15 protein-coding genes are annotated in these 16,267 nt (G+C 74.1%); 3 read left to right on the top strand and 12 right to left on the bottom strand.

Going from position 1 to position 16,267, the window contains the following annotated elements; all coding sequences use genetic code 11:
• Positions 1 to 755 precede the first annotated feature (755 nt).
• Positions 756 to 1,022 carry a helix-turn-helix domain-containing protein gene (locus OIE69_RS06360; RefSeq protein ID WP_326570957.1) on the bottom strand — a complete coding sequence of 89 codons (267 nt, stop codon included), beginning with the start codon at positions 1,020 to 1,022 and terminating at the stop codon, positions 756 to 758.
• Between the two features lie 65 nt (positions 1,023 to 1,087).
• Here OIE69_RS06360 and map point away from each other — a divergent pair, with 65 nt between their 5' ends.
• Positions 1,088 to 1,855 (top strand): type I methionyl aminopeptidase, encoded by a 768-nt coding sequence (gene map, locus OIE69_RS06355; protein ID WP_326570956.1) that lies wholly within the window; start codon positions 1,088 to 1,090, stop codon positions 1,853 to 1,855.
• Here the strand turns inward: map and OIE69_RS06350 are convergent.
• Positions 1,842 to 2,756 carry a helix-turn-helix domain-containing protein gene (locus OIE69_RS06350; RefSeq protein WP_326570955.1) on the bottom strand — a complete coding sequence of 305 codons (915 nt, stop codon included), beginning with the start codon at positions 2,754 to 2,756 and terminating at the stop codon, positions 1,842 to 1,844. The genes map and OIE69_RS06350 overlap by 14 nt on opposite strands.
• Before the next feature lie 96 nt (positions 2,757 to 2,852).
• Between OIE69_RS06350 and OIE69_RS06345 the strand changes: the two genes are divergently transcribed.
• On the top strand, positions 2,853 to 4,376 hold the full coding sequence (locus OIE69_RS06345) for a dienelactone hydrolase family protein (protein ID WP_326570954.1): 1,524 nt from the start codon (positions 2,853 to 2,855) through the stop codon (positions 4,374 to 4,376).
• 3 nt (positions 4,377 to 4,379) lie between these two features.
• Here OIE69_RS06345 and OIE69_RS06340 read toward each other — a convergent pair whose 3' ends face one another.
• The 9 genes from OIE69_RS06340 to OIE69_RS06300 form a co-directional block, all read right to left on the bottom strand.
• A complete protein-coding gene (locus tag OIE69_RS06340; protein WP_326570953.1) occupies positions 4,380 to 4,874 on the bottom strand; it encodes a universal stress protein in 495 nt (164 codons plus the stop codon).
• A gap of 48 nt (positions 4,875 to 4,922) precedes the next feature.
• Complete coding sequence (locus OIE69_RS06335) at positions 4,923 to 5,456, bottom strand: hypothetical protein (RefSeq protein ID WP_326570952.1); 534 nt, start codon at positions 5,454 to 5,456, stop codon at positions 4,923 to 4,925.
• Between the two features lie 99 nt (positions 5,457 to 5,555).
• Positions 5,556 to 7,499 carry an APC family permease gene (locus tag OIE69_RS06330; protein ID WP_326570951.1) on the bottom strand — a complete coding sequence of 648 codons (1,944 nt, stop codon included), beginning with the start codon at positions 7,497 to 7,499 and terminating at the stop codon, positions 5,556 to 5,558.
• Positions 7,500 to 7,668: 169 nt separating this feature from the next.
• On the bottom strand, positions 7,669 to 8,760 hold the full coding sequence (locus OIE69_RS06325; protein WP_326570950.1) for a zinc-dependent alcohol dehydrogenase family protein: 1,092 nt from the start codon (positions 8,758 to 8,760) through the stop codon (positions 7,669 to 7,671).
• Between the two features lie 88 nt (positions 8,761 to 8,848).
• Positions 8,849 to 9,496: a CBS domain-containing protein gene (locus OIE69_RS06320; protein WP_326570949.1), complete on the bottom strand. Its 648-nt coding sequence runs from the start codon at positions 9,494 to 9,496 to the stop codon at positions 8,849 to 8,851.
• Positions 9,497 to 9,578: 82 nt separating this feature from the next.
• Positions 9,579 to 10,520, bottom strand: a complete 942-nt coding sequence (locus OIE69_RS06315) for a GerMN domain-containing protein (protein ID WP_326570948.1) — start codon at positions 10,518 to 10,520, stop codon at positions 9,579 to 9,581.
• Positions 10,521 to 10,576: 56 nt separating this feature from the next.
• A complete protein-coding gene (locus tag OIE69_RS06310) occupies positions 10,577 to 11,335 on the bottom strand; it encodes a class I SAM-dependent methyltransferase (RefSeq protein WP_326570947.1) in 759 nt (252 codons plus the stop codon).
• Positions 11,336 to 11,620: 285 nt separating this feature from the next.
• The gene (gene ppk2 / locus OIE69_RS06305) at positions 11,621 to 12,433 is read right to left on the bottom strand and encodes a polyphosphate kinase 2 (protein ID WP_326570946.1); all 813 of its coding nucleotides are present in this window, start codon (positions 12,431 to 12,433) and stop codon (positions 11,621 to 11,623) included.
• A 66-nt stretch (positions 12,434 to 12,499) separates the two neighbouring features.
• Entirely contained in the window at positions 12,500 to 13,276 is a 777-nt protein-coding gene (locus OIE69_RS06300; RefSeq protein ID WP_326570945.1) for a hypothetical protein, read from the bottom strand.
• Between the two features lie 396 nt (positions 13,277 to 13,672).
• Here OIE69_RS06300 and OIE69_RS06295 point away from each other — a divergent pair, with 396 nt between their 5' ends.
• Positions 13,673 to 14,644 carry an aldo/keto reductase gene (locus tag OIE69_RS06295; protein ID WP_326570944.1) on the top strand — a complete coding sequence of 324 codons (972 nt, stop codon included), beginning with the start codon at positions 13,673 to 13,675 and terminating at the stop codon, positions 14,642 to 14,644.
• A 10-nt stretch (positions 14,645 to 14,654) separates the two neighbouring features.
• Here OIE69_RS06295 and OIE69_RS06290 read toward each other — a convergent pair whose 3' ends face one another.
• On the bottom strand, positions 14,655 to 16,025 hold the full coding sequence (locus OIE69_RS06290; RefSeq protein ID WP_326570943.1) for an FAD-binding oxidoreductase: 1,371 nt from the start codon (positions 16,023 to 16,025) through the stop codon (positions 14,655 to 14,657).
• Positions 16,026 to 16,267: the final 242 nt, after the last annotated feature.

The raw sequence follows: 16,267 nt of genomic DNA, 5'->3' as shown, positions 1-16,267 counted from the left end.
GGGACGCACCCGGACGTCCGGCGGGCGGCCGACCCGTAACCAGGTTCAGTCAGGCCGCCCCTGGCCGAGGGCTGAGGGAGGGCAGGAACCCGCACACGGCCGCTCAGCAGAGCGATCAGCGCCCCCGCGCCCTACCACCGGCATCGGCCCGAGCACCCCCTTCCGGTCCGATCGCACCGGAGCCGGCGCGGGCCTCAGCCGCCACCCCCAGCTACCCCCGGAAGTACCCACCATGGAGGGCCTGATGGCCGTGGGCGTTCTGTACGACGGGTGCGGCAACCCCGGACCGCCTCACCCCCCTCCGGCCGTCAGTCGCCCCACGATGCGGAGGGGGCGGGGTCGTAGGGGTGGATGTTCTGGACGCTGCGGGATATTTGTGTGCGGCATCCGGGGCTCGGACATGGACCGCCCGTCATGCACGTAAATAACCCAGTCCAGGACGTGCAGCCCCGGAGGCCCCGCACCCGGCCCACCACGCACGCCGCGAGGCGGTCACTGACCGCGCCGGATGGGGGTCCCCCCGGCCGAAGGCTGGGGGAGGGCGGGCGGGCGGGAGAACCGCCCGCCGCAGGCGCAAACGACCCGCACACAACAACCGGGCAGCCCGGGGCACCCGGCCCGCAGGCGCAAACAACCCGCACGCGACAACCGGGCCGCAGGGGGCACCCCGACCACAAGGCACTCGCACACACCCACCGGGCAGCCCGGCGCAGCCGCCCCCAAGCGCAACGGACCCGCACACGGGGCCGCGGCCGCTACGCGGCCCCCGCCGCGTCGGCCTCGGGCACGCACGCGAAGGCGAGTTCGTCCAGGGAGACGTCCAGCGCCGCGGCGAGCGCGGCCACGGTGAAGAACGCCGGGGTCGGAGCGCGGCCGGTCTCGATCTTGCGGAGGGTCTCGGCGGAGACGCCGGCCGCCGCGGCGACCTCGACCATGCTGCGGTCGCCGCGTGCCCGGCGCAGCAGCGCACCGAAGCGCTCACCGCGTTGTCGTTCCCAGGGGGTCAGGGGAGTTCGCACCATGTCCGTGATACTAATACCGGTATAAGAATTGGGTGCCCCCGGGGGCGGAACGAGGAGCCACGGACATGGTGGAGATCAAGACGGATGCCGCGCTGGCGGCCATGCGGGAGGCCGGGCGTGTCGTGGCCCATGCGCTCGCCGCGGCCCGTGATGCGGCGCGCGTCGGCGTGTCGCTGCGGGAACTGGACGAGGCGGCCCGCGCCGTCCTGGACGCGGCGGGCGCGCGGTCGCCCTTCCTCGGCTACCGGCCGTCGTTCGCCCCCACGCCGTTCCCCGCGGTGATCTGCACGTCCGTGAACGACGCGCTCGTGCACGGCATCCCCACCGACTACCGGCTGTGCGACGGCGACCTGGTGAGCGTCGACTGCGGCGCCGAACTGGAGGGCTGGACCGGGGACGCCGCGATCAGCTTCACCGTCGGCACACCCCGCCCCGCCGACCTGCGCCTCATCGAGGCCACGCGGCGGGCCCTCGACGCCGGTATCGCCGCGGCGACCGTCGGCAACCGGATCGGCGACATCTCGCACGCCATCGGCACCGTCGCCCGCGAGGCCCGGTGCGGAATGCCCGGGGACTTCGGCGGTCACGGCATCGGCCGACGGATGCACGAGGACCCCCATGTGCCCAACCAGGGCCGCCCCGGGCGTGGTTACCCCCTGCGGCACGGACTGGCCCTCGCGATCGAGCCGATGCTGATGGCCGGGGGGCGCGGCGGCTACCGCACGGCCACCGACGGCTGGACGCTGCACACCGAGGACGGCAGCCGCGCCGCCCACTTCGAGCACACCGTCGCTATCACGGACGAGGGCCCCCGTATCCTCACCGCGCCGTGACCTCGCCCTCGAGCGCGGAGCGCAACCAGGTGTGGGCGGCACCCGGGGTCGGTTCCCCCGGGCCCCTGAGCTCGCCCACGAGCTGCCAGTAGCGGTCGATGCGGGGCTCCACGGCCAGCATGCCGCTCAGCCGGCGGCGGAAACGGGGGGTGTCCCGCGCGCCGAACGACCGCGCGTGGGCGGTGACGAAGCAGTCGAGCGCCTCGCCCGCGCCCGGCGCGCGTCCGGCCAGGACGTCCGGCGCGGCCAGTTCGTAGGCCTCGTAGAGCCCCTCGTACAGCATGGCCGGACGGGGGCCCGCGTCGGGCCGGTGCGCCGCGAGCCGGTGCACGGCACCGGGCGGGCAGGAGGTCGAGGTGAAGGCGTGCAGCCGGGCGAAGGCGAGGACCTGCGCCGGGCCGGGCTCGTCCGGCGGCTGCGGCACGGCGAGTTCGACGACCCGGGCCAGCACGGGAGCGGGCAGCCGCGCGGGCTGCAGCCAGCGGCGCCAGAAGCGGGCCATCGGGTCCGTGCTCGGCGGTACCGGGACGGCGCCGACGAGTTCGAGCCGCTCGGCGCGTTCCTCGGCGGTGCAGTCCTGGAGCAGCCGCAGAGCGGCCTCCCGCCAGCGCAGGGCGGCCAGTTGGGAGCCGAGGGTTCTCAGGTGGCCGGCGACGGCGTCCTCCAGGGCGTCCTCCCGCTCCAGGGCCCGCGCCACCTCCGGCACCGGCAGGTCCAGGGTGCGCAGGGAGCGGATCAGGCGGAGGCGGGCCAGCGCCTCGGGGGCGTAGCGGCGGTGGCCGCCCGCGCTGCGGGCGGACTCGGGCAGCAGCCCGCGGTCCGAGTAGAAACGGACGGTCTTGACGGAGACGCCGGCCCGCTCGGCGAGCTCCCCGATGCCCAACGTGCTGTCGGCCTCCACCGCTTGAACCTCCCTCAGGGGGAGTTCCTACCGTACCGGCGAGCGCGGACGGCCGGCACGGCCGGACCGCGGACCACCGCGTGCGGGGAGGCACACATGACCGTGTTCGTACTGGTTCCCGAGGCCCACACGGGCGGCTGGGTGTGGGAGGACGTCGCCGGACGGCTGCGGGAGTCGGGCGCCGGCGCCCATCCCGTGAGCCTCACCGGCATGGCCGGCTCCGGCAGCCCGGCCGGGCCCGGCACCGACCTGGAGAACCATGTCGAGGACGTCCTGCGCGTCATCGACGGTGCCGGCTCCCCGGACGCGGCGGACGTGGTGCTCGTCGGCCACGGCTACGGCATCCACCCGGTGGTGGCCGCCGCCGACCGGCGGCCCGGACGCGTCGCCCGCGTCGTCCACCTGGACGCGGGCATGCCCCGGGACGGCGATCCGCCGCTGGCCCTGGTGCCCGACCAGGAGCTGCGCGCCCGGCTCTCGGAGCCGGCCGTCCCGCGTGACGACGCGCGGCCCGTCGCCCCGCCGGCGCCCGGGGCGTGGGAGCACTGGGGCAGCACGGCCGGCGTGCCCGCGGCGGCGCTGGCCCGGCTCGCCGCCGACGCCGCGCCCCAGCCCGCCGGGACGCTCACCCGGCCGCTGCGCCTGTCGGGGGCGGCAGCCGCCCTGCCGACGACCGGCGTCCTGTGCGCGGGCAATGGTTCGAGCATCGCCATGGTGGAGGCGCTGGTGGGCCTGGGGCACCCCGAACTCCAGGCGCTGACCGACCCCCGCGTCACCTTCTTCGAACTCTCCACCGGCCACTGGCCGATGCTCTCCGCCCCCGGCGAACTCGCCGGCGTCCTGCTGAAGGCCGCCGCCGGGGAGGGCCACCGCATCACCGAGACGGGGGAACCGCCCGCGCACCTGCGTCCGTTCCTCCTCGACGTGCCCGAACGGCCCCGCGAACGCCGCGAGCGGACCGACCTGTACCTCCCGGAACCCGCCGACGGCGGCGGACCCCGACCGGCCGTGGTGTTCGTCCACGGCGGCCCGGTGCCGGCCGGCGCCCGGCCGACCCCGCGCGACTGGCCGGGCTTCGTCGGTTACGGCCGGCTCGCGGCGGCTCTCGGAGCGGTCGGCGCGACGGTCGACCACCGGCTGCACGGACTCGGCGACTTCCCGCGCGCCGCCGGGGACCTCGCCGAGGCGGTCGAACTCGTCCGCGCCGATCCGCGGGTCGACGCCGACCGCGTCGCGCTGTGGTTCTTCTCCGCCGGCGGGCTGCTGTCCGCGGACTGGCTGGCCGCGCCCCCGCGGTGGCTGCGCTGCGTGGCGGCCACCTATCCCGTCCTCGCGCCGCTGCCCAACTGGGGCCTGGCCGGCCCCCGTTTCCGGCCCGCGGCCGCGGTGCGCGCAGCGGGCGCACTGCCGCTCGTCCTGACCCGGGTGGGGCGGGAGCGTGCGGAGGTCGCGGCGACGGTCGAGGAGTTCCTCTCCGCCGCCAAGGACGCCGGGGCGGACGTGGAGGTCCTCGACCTCCCCGACGGCACCCACGGCTTCGAGACGACCGACCACGGCGAGGCGGCGCGCGGCGCCGTGGAGCGCGCGATGCGCACTGTCCTGGAGCACCTGAGGAGCTGAGGCTCAGACCCCGGCGGGCAGCCGGGACGGCGGTACGGCCAGCACCGGGCAGGCCGCGTGCGCGACGCAGTAACGGGCGACCGAACCGCGCAGCGCACGCGGCAGCAGTCCGCGCGACCCCGTGCCGACGACCAGCAGGTCCTCACCGCGGGCGGCCGCCTTCACCAGTACGTACCCGGCGGGCCCGCGCCCGGTCCCGGCGCGGAAGTCCGGCATCCCGGGCGGCGCGTCGGCGCCGAAGGCCGCCTCCAGGGCGGCGCGCAGGCGCTCCCGCGCCTCCTGTTCCCAGTCGAACGGCCGCGGCGGGAGCGGCACCCGGCGATGCGCGAACTCCTCGGGGGGCGGTTCCCATGCCAGCACCGCCAGCAGTCCCGCGGAGCGGGACCGGGCCTCCGCGACCGCCCGGTGCAGCGCGGCCAGACTGCCGGGGGAACCGCTCAGGCCGACGACGACCCGCCGGCCCGCACCTGACGCGCCCCGATACGGCGACTCGCTCACGGACTGCCTCATTTCTCGACGTACCACCACCAACGACGACGCGGCCGGTCAGGCGATCCCGGACACATCGAGCACCGCGCGCGCCGTGGTGCCGTCGATCCGCTCGCCGAGCCGCCTCAGCACCTCTTCCCCCTCACGGAACGTGCCGGCGGTGCGGGAGCGCCGCGCGCCGGACTCCAGCCGGTGCCACAGCAGCGGATTCGCCTCCAGGACGCGGGGATCGAGCTCCAGCCACCGGCCGTGCGCGTCGCACAGGAGCAGAAGCCGCGACACCCCGGGGGACTGGCGGACCACGGTCAGCGCGTCCGTCCGCACCCGCCGCTCCCGCAGCGGGCCGCGCACCGCCAGCCACCCGTCGCCCGCGGTCACCCGGTCCGGGTGGAGCAGCACGAGCACGAGCACGGCCAGGAGCAGCCACAGCGCGGCACGCCGCGGGGTGAGCGTGCCCGCGACCGCGTCGAGCGGCACCGCCAGGCAGAGGAAGGCGAGCGCGCAACCCAGCGCGCGCCGCAGGTCGGCACGCCAGTGGCGGTCGCCGTTCGTGCCCCGCCGTTCGGGCCGGGGAGCCCTTCGCCGTTCCATGGGGCCGACCGTAGGCAGGACCGGACGCTTCCGGCGCGGCCCTGACGGCGCCTTGACGGGGGCCGGTCCGGTCTTTGCACGCCCCTGACGGGCTGGGGCTCAGCCGACGTGGACGCGGGGCCTGCGGTTACGGTCGGGCTCGGCCTCGCGCAGCACCTCGCGCGTGACCGGGGCGACCTCGCCCTGCCCGAAGAGGAAGAAGCGCCAGAAGTTGGCGAACGGGGTGCCCTCGGTCCACTCGAAGTAGATGTGCGGACGCTGCCCGGTGGTGTCGCGGACGTGCAGCAGGAACGCCGCCAGCGCGTTCGGGATGGAGGAGCTCTCGAGGGTCAGGACGCGGTAGCGGTCGTGGAGGACCTCACCGCGGACCACCAGGCCCGCCTCGAACTCGGACGGGTCGGCGACGGTCACCTCGACGAAGACGAAGTCCTCCTCGGCCGGCAGGTCGTTGTCGGACCGGATCTGCTTGATCTTGTCGCGGTACTCGGCGGCGTCCCGCCGGTCGGGCTCGTTGGCGATGAAGCGGATCGTGCGGTGGGAGATGTCCCGTATGAAGCGCTTGGCCATGTCGTCCGTGCTGATGCCGGTGATGCGCAGTTCGAAGGCGCGGGCGAGCCGCGACAGCAGCGAGATCAGCATGATGCCGACGATGAAGCAGGCGCCGATCTTCACACCGTCCGGCCGCTCGAAGACGTTGACGACCGTGGTGTAGAGGAAGACGGCCGAGATCACCCCGAAGGCGATCGTCCAGTTGCGCTGCCCCGCCTTGCGGGCGGCGATGGTCACCGCGATCGCCGCGGAGGAGATGAGGACCAGGACACCGGTCGCGTACGCGCCGCCCTGGGCGTCGACGTCGGCGTCGAAGATCCACGTGACCAGGAACGCGACAAGGGTGAAGACCAGCACCATCGGCCGCACCGCGCGCGCCCAGTGCGGCGCCATTCCGTAGCGCGGCAGGTAGCGCGGCATGAGGTTGAGGAGCCCGGCCATCGCCGAGGCACCGGCGAACCACAGGATGCAGATCGTCGACACGTCGTACACGGTGCCGAAGACGTTGCCCAGGTACTCGTGCGCGAGGTAGGCCAGCGCGCGGCCGTTGGCCTTGCCGCCGGCCTCGAACTCGTCGGCGGGGATCAGCAGCGTGGTGATGAAGCTGGTCGCGATCAGGAAGCAGCTCATGATCACGGCGGCCGTGGTCAGCAGCTTCTTCGTGTCGCGGATGCGCCCGGCGGGACGTTCCTCGGTGTCCGAGGCGTCGCCCTTGACGTGCGGCATCACCGCCACACCGGTCTCGAAGCCGGACAGGCCCAGGGCGAGTTTCGGGAAGACCAGCAGCGCCACCCCGACCATCACCAGGACGTTTCCGTGCTCCGTGGTGAGGGCGTTCGACCAGTCGGTGACGACGTGCCCGGCCGTGGCCACGTGCCACAGCCCGACGGCCACGACGACGACGTTGAGCGCGAGGTAGGCGCCCACGAGGGCGACCGCGACACCGATCGCCTCCAGGAAGCCCTTCATGAAGACCGCGCCGAGCAGCGCGACCAGCAGCAGCGTGATGAGCATCTGCTTGCCGTGCAGCGCGCTCGTGAGGTGCGGGTTCTCCACCAGGTGGGTCGAGGCGTCGGCCGCCGAGAGCGTGATCGTGATGAGGAAGTCCGTCGCCGCGAAGCCCAGCAGCGTCAGGACGAAGAGCTTGCCCTTCCAGAACGACAGCAGCCGCTCCAGCATGGCGATCGAGCCCTCGCCGCGGGGGCTCTCCTGGGCCACCCGGCGGTAGACGGGCAGGGCGCCGGCCAGCGTGACGACGACGAGGACGACGGTGGCCACCGGCGACAGCAGGCCCGCCGCCAGCGCCGCGATGCCGGGCTGGTAGCCGAGCGTGGAGAAGTAGTCGACGCCCGTCAGGCACATCACCCGCCACCAGCGCTGGCCGTGGTCACGCCGCTCCGCGACCGCCTGTCCGCCCTGCTGATGCCGGGCCATGTCGGACAGGCCCTCGAGCATCCACGCGCGCAGGCGACCCGTAGGGACGGGGGAGGTCATGGAGGCTCCTGACGTACTGCGACTGGTTCCCGCCACCACGAGATGGCCTGGTCAGCGTACGCATCGGGCGGCAGCCGATCCCCCGTACCGGCGCCTCACGCCGTTAAGATTCCGTCAAGAGTGGCCGCCGTGTCCCTGACGCGGCCCTGACGTGCCCCTGACGTGCCCCTTACGCCCCGCTCCGTCCGCTCCGGTCAGACCTGGGCACGAGGACGTCATGGTGAGGCCCGCCCAGGACGACCTTGAGCGCGCCGGTGTCCGCCGCCGCCGCGAACACGTCGTAGGCCTCCGCCATCTCGTGCAGTTCGAAGGTGTGCGTGACGAAGGGGCCGGTGGGCAGCTTCCGGGCCTCCAGCAGGCGCAGCAGGGTGGGCGTGGAGTAGGTGTCGACCAGGCCCGTGGTGATGGTGACGTTGCGGTTCCACAGGTTCTCCAGGTGGAGCGTGACGGGCCTGCCGTGCACCCCCGCGTTCGCCACCCGGCCGCCGGGCCGGACCATCCGCGTGCACATCTCGAAGGTCTCCGGCAGCCCCACGGCCTCGATCACCACGTCCGCGCCGAGACCTCCGGTGAGGTCGTCGACCAGCTGCTCCGGCTGCTCGCCCGCCGGGACCACGGCGTCCGCGCCCAGGTTCTTCGCGGCCTGCAGACGGGCCGCCGCCAGGTCGACGGCGATCACGGTGTGCGGGGAGCACAGCTGCGCGGTCGCGACGGCGGCCAGGCCGATCGGGCCGCAGCCGACCACGGCGACCGTGTCCCCGGGCCGGACCCGGCCGTTGAGGACGCCCACCTCGTAGGCGGTGGGGAAGACGTCGGAGAGCAGGACCGCGTCGTGCCCGGACACGTTGTGCGGCAGCGCGTGCAGCGAGGTGTCGGCGTACGGCACGCGCACGTACTCCGCCTGCGTGCCGTCGACGAGATGCCCGAGTACCCAGCCGCCGCCGTCCAGGCACTGCCCGTAGGCCTGCTCACGGCAGAACCGGCAGCGTCCGCACCCGGAGACGCAACTGACGAGTACCCGGTCGCCCGGCCGGACGGTGTCCACGTCCGCGCCGGTCTCGACGACCTCGCCCACGGCCTCGTGGCCGAGCACCGTGCCGGGAGCGACGTCCGGCACGTCGCCCTTGAGGATGTGCAGGTCGGTGCCGCAGATCGCGACGGTGTCGACGCGGACGATGGCGTCGCTCGTTTCCTGGAGGACCGGATCGGCCACCTCCTGCCAGGCGGCCCGTCCCGGACCCTGGAAGACCCATGCCTTCATGGCGTTCCGCTCCTTCGGGCTGAGCTGTTTCCCCCCTCCCAGCGTGGGCGCGGCCGGCGGCCCTCGCATCCGGCGCCGGCGCCGCCCGTCACACGCGGTTCGGCGTGAGCTCGAAACGCACGTCCACGACGCCCTCCACGGACCGCACCAGGCGGTCCGCCACCGGCACCAGGGAGCGGTCCCCGAGCAGCCCGCTCAGCGTGACGACCCCCTCCTCGACGTCGACCTCGACGGACCGCCACGCGCCGGGGAAGAGGCGGCCGACCACGTTCTCCCGGACGTCGCGGGCGATGTCCTCGTCGGACCGCAGGAAGACCTTCAGCAGGTCGCCCCGGCTGACCACGCCCTTGAGCATGCCGCGGTCGTCGACGACGGGCAGCCGCTTGACCTGGTGCCGTGCCATGGCACGGGCGGCCCAAGCGAGCGAAGCGTCGCCGCGCACGGTGACCGCGGGCGAGGTCATCAACTCCTCGGCGGTCAGGGCGGCCGCCCTGCGGGACCCGGTGGACGCGCCCACCGGGGGTGGCCCGTCCTCGCGGCGCTCCTCCTTGCGCAGCAGGTCGGCCTCGGAGACGACGCCCACGACGCGCGTGCCGTCCTCCACCACCGGTACCGCGCTGACGTGCCACTGCTCCAGGGCCCGCACGATCTCCTTGAACGACGCGCGGCGGGTCACCGCGACGACCCTGCACGTCATCACGTCGCCCACCGTCATCGGCTGCCGGACGGCGTTCATGGCGGCCTCCTGAACCCGGGACGTGCCCCTGGTTCCAGTCTCGGCCGGTGCGGCGGCGCGCGCACGGTCCGGCCGGGCCCGCTCACCGCGCGAGCGTGAGCGGCACCGTGTCCAGGACGACCCGGTGGCCGTCCTCGGCGGACAGGACGTACGCGGTGAGGGTGCCCGGTCCCGGTCCGCCGGGCGCGCGGTAGGGCACGGTCACGTCGAAGGTGCCCCGGGTGCCGCTGCCGGAGGTGGCCGCCACCCGTACGTCGGCGACCGCGCGGCCGGAGCCGTCGGAGACCCGCAGCCGGAACTCCGCCTCGAAGGTGTTGGCCGTACCGTGCACGCGCAGCGGCGCGGCGACGGTGTCGCCGAGGAGCGGCGACTCCACGAGGACGGCGGGGGAGACGTCCTCGAAGTCGCCGCGGCCGAGCGGGCGCCCGCCGGCCGCCGGACCGAGGCCGGCCGCCGGCCTGCCGTCCACGCGGAAGCGCACCTTCTCGACGCCGGGGAACCGGGTCGCAGTGAACACCACTTGGGCCAGCCGGGCTCTCGCGGAAGCGCCGGGGGTGTCGTCGTAGCGGCCCGAGAGGTCCACGGTGGCGACGCGGTCGCGTACGGCCAGGGACCGCAGCGCCGTTCCCGAGGGGATCGCCGTCGCCCGGTCGTGGCCGCGCTCGACGCGGTTCGGCCCCGCGAGCAGGGCCCGCAGGGCCGCCGCGGCGGTCGCCGGGCCGGTGACCGTGCGCGGCGCGGCCGACAGCTTGCCCTCGTGGAGGAAGTAGACGGCCGCCCGGACCGGGCGGGGCGCCGCCGTGACGGACGCGGACGCGGGCGGGAGCGCGGAGGCGGGGGTGGTCGGGTCCGGCGATTCGCCGCTCGGTGTGGCGACCGGCGTGGCGACCGGTGTGCCGGTCCGGGACGGGGCCCCGGAGGCTTCCCGGCCGGAGCCGCCGCAGGCGGACAGCAGGGCCAGGGACAGCAGCGCGGCGGCGAGCGCCCGCGCGGGGCGTGAGGCGGCGAGCCGGGCACCGTCCATGTGGGACCTCCCCTCCGGCATGTGCACACAGTGCCCGCTCCCGCCTCCGCGCGCCATCACCCGGGAGGGTCACCCGCCGGCCCCCGCCGTGCCCGGAACAACGCCGCCCACAGGAAGTCCTCGCCGAAGCGGGCGGAGTCCGCCGGCTCGTCGCGCATGCGGCGCAGCTCGACCTCCGTCAGGCCGGAGAAGATCCGGCGCAGCGCCTCCGGGGTGTAGGCCAGGCCGCCGTGCAGGCGGGACTCGCGGTAGAAGTCCGCGTCGTCCAGCTCGGACCCCATCGCGCCGGCGGCGAAGCAGGTCAGCGCCAGCTGCCCGCCGGGTGCCAGGACCCCGTCCAGCAGCGCGAGGTAGCTGATGCGCCGGTGCGGCGGCAGATGGTGGAAGCAGCCCGAGTCGTGGACCAGGTCGTACGGGCCGCGCAGCACCGTCCCGGCCAGGGCGAAGGCGTCACCACGGTGGAACCGCACGTCCGCCCCGGCCTCGCGGGCCCGCTCCTCGGCCCAGGCGATGGCGGCGGGGGAGAGGTCGACGGCGTCCACGGTGAACCCCCGTGCGGCCAGGTACCGCGCGTTGCGTCCCGGACCGCACCCGAGGTCGAGGACCCGGCCGCCCGGCGCGATCAGGCCCCGGTCCAGCCACTCCACGAGGTTCTCGTCCGGCTTGTCCACGAAGAACGGCACCGGCCGGGCCCGGTCCGCGTAGAACGTGTCCCACCAGCCGGCCGCCCCGTCCGTCCAGCGGTCGGCGCCCGCGGCGAGCAGGTCGTCCAGGAGCCTCAGCACGTCGTCGACGTCTCGGATTCCACGGTCCATCAGATTCCCCTTCCCGATGGGGAGACGCTAGGCCGTGCGAGCCCGAAAGCCCAGCTCAGCGGCGGTATCCGAACCCCGCGTACGCCCGTCTCCCCCACCCCGGCCCCGCACTCCGCCCGCCGTGTCCGCACCCCGCCCGCAGGGCCGCCCCCGCCCCCTTCGACGCCCTCCGCGGTGCCTTTCCCGGGCATGCCGGGCGTGGTTTTCCAGGGGAACTCCGCGGATCCCCGGCGGCGGCCCCACGTGCCCGGAGCGGCCCAAAGGCGCCGAGCGGTCCTGGCGGCGTCACGGGCGCAGGGTCGCCGCGTGGTCCGGGACGTAGGTCTGCAGGTCGCGGGGCGGGCGCTGGTAGCCGGTCGACTCGGGGCGGGGCGGGAGTTCGATGGCGGGGAGCGGGACCTCCTCGTACGGGATGCCGGCCAGGAGGTGGGCGATCATGTTGATGCGGGCGGCGCGTTTGTCGTCGCTCCCGACGACGTGCCAGGGGGCCTCGGGGATGTCGGTGTGCACGAACATCTCGTCCTTGGCCCGTGAGTACGCCTCCCAGCGCGTGATGGACTCCAGGTCCATCCCCGACAGCTTCCAGCGGCGGGTCGGGTCCTCCAGGCGGGCCCGGAAACGCTGCTCCTGCGCGGCGTCGCTGACGGAGAACCAGTACTTGCGCAGGATGATGCCGTCCTCGATCAGCAGCCGTTCGAAGATCGGGCACTGGTGCAGGAAGCGCACGTGCTCCTCGGGGGTGCAGAAGCCCATCACGTGCTCGACGCCCGCGCGGTTGTACCAGCTCCGGTCGAACAGCACGATCTCCCCGCCGGCCGGCAGATGGTCGACGTAGCGCTGGAAGTACCACTGGGTGCGCTCGCGTTCGGTCGGCGCGGGGAGCGCCGCGATGCGTGCGATGCGGGGGTTGAGGTGCTCCGTCACCCGCTTGATCGTGCTGCCCTTGCCGGCCGCGTCGCGCCCCTCGAAGACCACGACGAGCCTGTGCCCGCCGACCCGCACCCACTCCTGCAGCTTGACCAACTCGACCTGCAGCCGCAGCAGTTCCCGCTCGTACACACCGCGCGGCAGGCGGTCCTGCCGCTTCTTGTCACCCATGCCCCGGCGCCCTCGCTTCCGTAGGACGCCCACGGTACGGCTCCAGGGGCGGCCTCCGGGGGAGGCTCAGCCGACCGGGCCGGTGCCGCCCGGGGCGCCGGCGGCGTGACCGGGGGCGGTCGCCGGGAACGGGAGCCAGGGGCCGTGGGTGTGACCGCGGCCGTGGGCGTGCGGGTGCGGAACCGCGCCGAAGGGGGGCAGCGGTGCGGCGTCCGCGCGCTGCGGGGCGGTCCGGGGGGCCGCCGCCGCCGGGGGCTCGGCCGTTTCGGCGGCCGGGGGCGCGGAGGCGTACGGGGTGTCCGTCGTGGGTGCCGAGGTCGGGGACGGGGTGGACGCCGGCGGCGTGGGGTCCGGCGTCTGCGTCGGGGGCGGTGTGGTCGCCGGCGGCGGGGTGGGCGTCGCCGGCGGGGTGGCGGTGTGGCTGGGCTTCGGGGTCGGCGTGCTCGCGGGGGGCTTCGGCTGGGCCGGCTTGGTGTGGGCGGGCTTCGGCGTGGTCTTCACCGGCTTCGGCTTGGGCTTCTCGGCCTTGGCTTTCACCTTCGCCGGGGCCGAGCCCTTCGAGGGCGTCGCGCCGGTGCCCTTCGTCTCCTTCGCCTCCGGTGCCGCGTCACGCCGGCCGCTGTCGGCGTCGACCAGGCCGTGCTCCGGCTGCTCGGACGCGCTGGGCAGGATCGAGGTGACGTGGACCTTGGACGAGCCGGACGAGCGGTCCGCCGTGCCGTCCGAGCCGGACTGCTGGAGTGCCCACGCGGTGCCGCCGAAAGCCGCGGCGGAGGCGACAGCCGCGGCGGACAGCTTGAGCCGCAGGGAACGCCCGCGGCGGTGCTTGGCCTGGTTGCGCATGTGAGACGAGGACCCTTTCGGCTAGCCCCCGCCCGCAATGCCGGCTGCCGCGCTGCGCGGCCGGGGCCGGATACGTCAGGACTCTGCGCGAGCATTCCTGCGGGCGCAAGGGCCTGACCTGCGCAGTCGTCGGAAACGGAGTGCTCTGTTCCGGAAAGTCGCAGGTCAAAGCCATGATGAACCGCGCAAATCGGCGCATGTGACATCGCCCACGTCGCTCACGGGGCGGAAGTCCCGTAGTGGTGCACAGTAGTCATCCAGCCTAGGTCCGGACGATACGGACGGATGCCCCCGTGTGCCGGGCAGGGGCCGTCGACGCGGAGATCCACCGGCTTGCATACTCAGGTGCGCCGTTCGGCGATCGAAGCCACCACACCACCCCGCGGAGGCATGGACGTGGAGTACACGAAACTCGGCAGCACCGGTCTGGACGTCTCCCGGATCTGCCTGGGCTGCATGAGCTACGGCACACCCGAGCGCGGCAGCCACCCGTGGACGCTGGACGAGGACGCCGCCCGCCCCCTGATACGCGGCGCCGTCGAGGCCGGCATCACGTTCTTCGACACCGCCAACGTCTACTCCGACGGCACCAGCGAGGAGATCGTCGGCCGGGCCCTCGCCGAGTACGCGTCCCGCGAGGAGATCGTGCTGGCCACCAAGGTGAACGGCCGCATGCGCCCCGGCCCGAACGGGGCGGGTCTGTCACGGAAGGCCGTCCTCACCGAGATCGACGCGAGTCTGCGCCGCCTCGGGACGGACTACGTGGACCTCTACATCATCCACCGCTGGGACCCGCACACCCCGGTCGAGGAGACGATGGAGGCCCTGCACGACGTGGTGAGGTCGGGCAAGGCGCGGTACATCGGCGCGTCCTCCATGTACGCCTGGCAGTTCTCCAAGGCCCAGTACACGGCGGAACGCCACGGCTGGACGAAGTTCGTCAGCATGCAGAACCACTACAACCTCCTCCACCGCGAGGAGGAGCGCGAGATGCTGCCGCTCTGCGCGGACCAGGGCGTCGGCGTCACCCCCTGGAGCCCGCTCGCCCGGGGGCGGCTGACCCGTGACTGGGACGCCGTCAGCGCCCGGCAGGAGACGGACGAGTTCGGCGGCACCCTCTACATCGAGGAGGACCGCGTGATCGTCGAGGCGGTCGCGACCATCGCGGCACGGCGTGGACTGTCGCGGGCCCAGGTCGCCCTGGCGTGGCTGCTGGGCAAGCCCGGGGTCACGGCGCCGATCGTGGGCGTCGGCAAGGAGGCGCACCTGCGGGACGCCGTCGCCGCGCTGGACGTGCGCCTCACCGAGGAGGAGTTGAAGGAGCTGGAGAGCCCCTACCGGCCGCACGGCGTCGTGGGCTTCTCCTGAGCGGCCCCCGTCAAGGCGTGATGTTCTGGTTGAGGTGGAACAGGTTCCCGGGGTCGTACGTCCGCTTGACCTCGACGAGCCGGTCGTAGTTGCCCTTGTAGTTGGCCCGGATCCGCCCCTGGTCGTCCCCGGCCATGAAGTTGACGTACCCGCCCTCCTCCGAGAGCGGCGCCAGGGCGCGGTAGTAGTCGCGCACCCAGGCCACGTTGGCCTCGTTGGCCGCGGGATCCGGCCACATGCCGGCGATCACGGTGGCGAAGGACGCGTCGCGGTAGGCGAAGGCGGTCGCGTCCGCGGGGACGCGGTGGCAGGCGCCGTCGATCGGGTAGATGTGCACGGTCGAGTTCACGGCGGGCAGGCCGGGCGCGTGCTCGAGGTGCGCGGCGATGGCCTCGTCGGTCAGCTCGGTGACGAAGTTCGCCTTCCAGTAGTGCTGGAGGCCGGGCGGTACGAGGCCGTCGAAGGCGGTGTTGAGCGCCGGGTACGGCATCGGGCCGATGTGCTCGGCGACGACCGGCGCCATGTCGTGGAAGGGCCGCAGCGCCCGCTCGCCCTCGTCGAGCGGGCCGGCCCAGCAGGTCACGGTGGCGACGTGGGCCCTGCCGTGCCGCTCCGGCGGGATGAAGGGCAGGGGCGGGGCGATCTGGAACGCCGGGAAGCTGCCCAGCTGTTCGGGGGCGTCGGCGATGGCCTCGCGGTAGGCGTGCAGCACGCTGCCGGCGTCCTCGAGGTCGTAGAAGATGGGGCCGCCGTAGATGTCCTTGACGGGGCCGAGCCGGAACTGGAACGAGGTGACCACGCCGAAGTTGCCGCCACCGCCGCGCAGCGCCCAGAAGAGGTCGTCGTACTCCTTCTCGCTGGCGACGAGGAAGCGCCCGTCCGCGGTGACGACGTCCGCCGAGATCAGGTTGTCGCAGCTGAGTCCGAGGCCCCGGCTCAGATAGCCGATGCCGCCGCCGAGGGTGAGGCCGCCGACGCCGGTGGTGGAGATGATGCCGCCGGTGGTGGCCAGCCCGAAGGCGTACGTCGCGGCGTTGACGTCTCCCCAGGTGGCGCCGCCCTCCGCGCGGGCGGCGCGTGATCCGGGGTCGACGCGTACGGAGCGCATCGCGGAGAGGTCCGCCACGACTCCGTCGTCGCAGGTGCCGAAGCCCGGTACGGAGTGGCCGCCGCCGCGCACGGCCAGGTCGAGCCCGTTCTCCCGGGCGAAGTCCACCGCGGCGATGACGTCGCCGGCGTTGGCGCAGCGCACGATGACGGCGGGCCGCCGGTCGATCATCGCGTTGTGGACCTTCCGGGCCTCGTCGTAGGCGCCGTCGTCCGCGGTGATCACCGCCCCGTGCACACGCTCCCGCAAGTGGTCGATTGAGGGCTTGCCCATGGCCGACGCTCCTCGTGCGCTTCCGACGCGAGCCCCGCCCGGGGACGCGGCCCGCCTGGGGCCGGCGGTGCGGCTCGACGTGGCGCGCGCCTCGCCCCGCGGGCTCGCCCGCCCACCGGCGCCGGCCTGATTCCACGCTACGCCGACGGGGCGCAGCCTCAACCCGGGGCCGTGGCCGGGCCGTGCGGGGGATGTTGGTCTAGACCTTGACAGGTATAGGCCAATCCGGTTCATTGCTCAGT

This window comes from Actinacidiphila glaucinigra (assembly GCF_035918135.1).
Classification (GTDB): Bacteria; Actinomycetota; Actinomycetes; order Streptomycetales; family Streptomycetaceae; genus Actinacidiphila; species Actinacidiphila glaucinigra.
The sequence above is the reverse complement of the archived record's forward strand: the minus strand, read 5'-3'. Positions and strand labels throughout refer to the sequence as shown.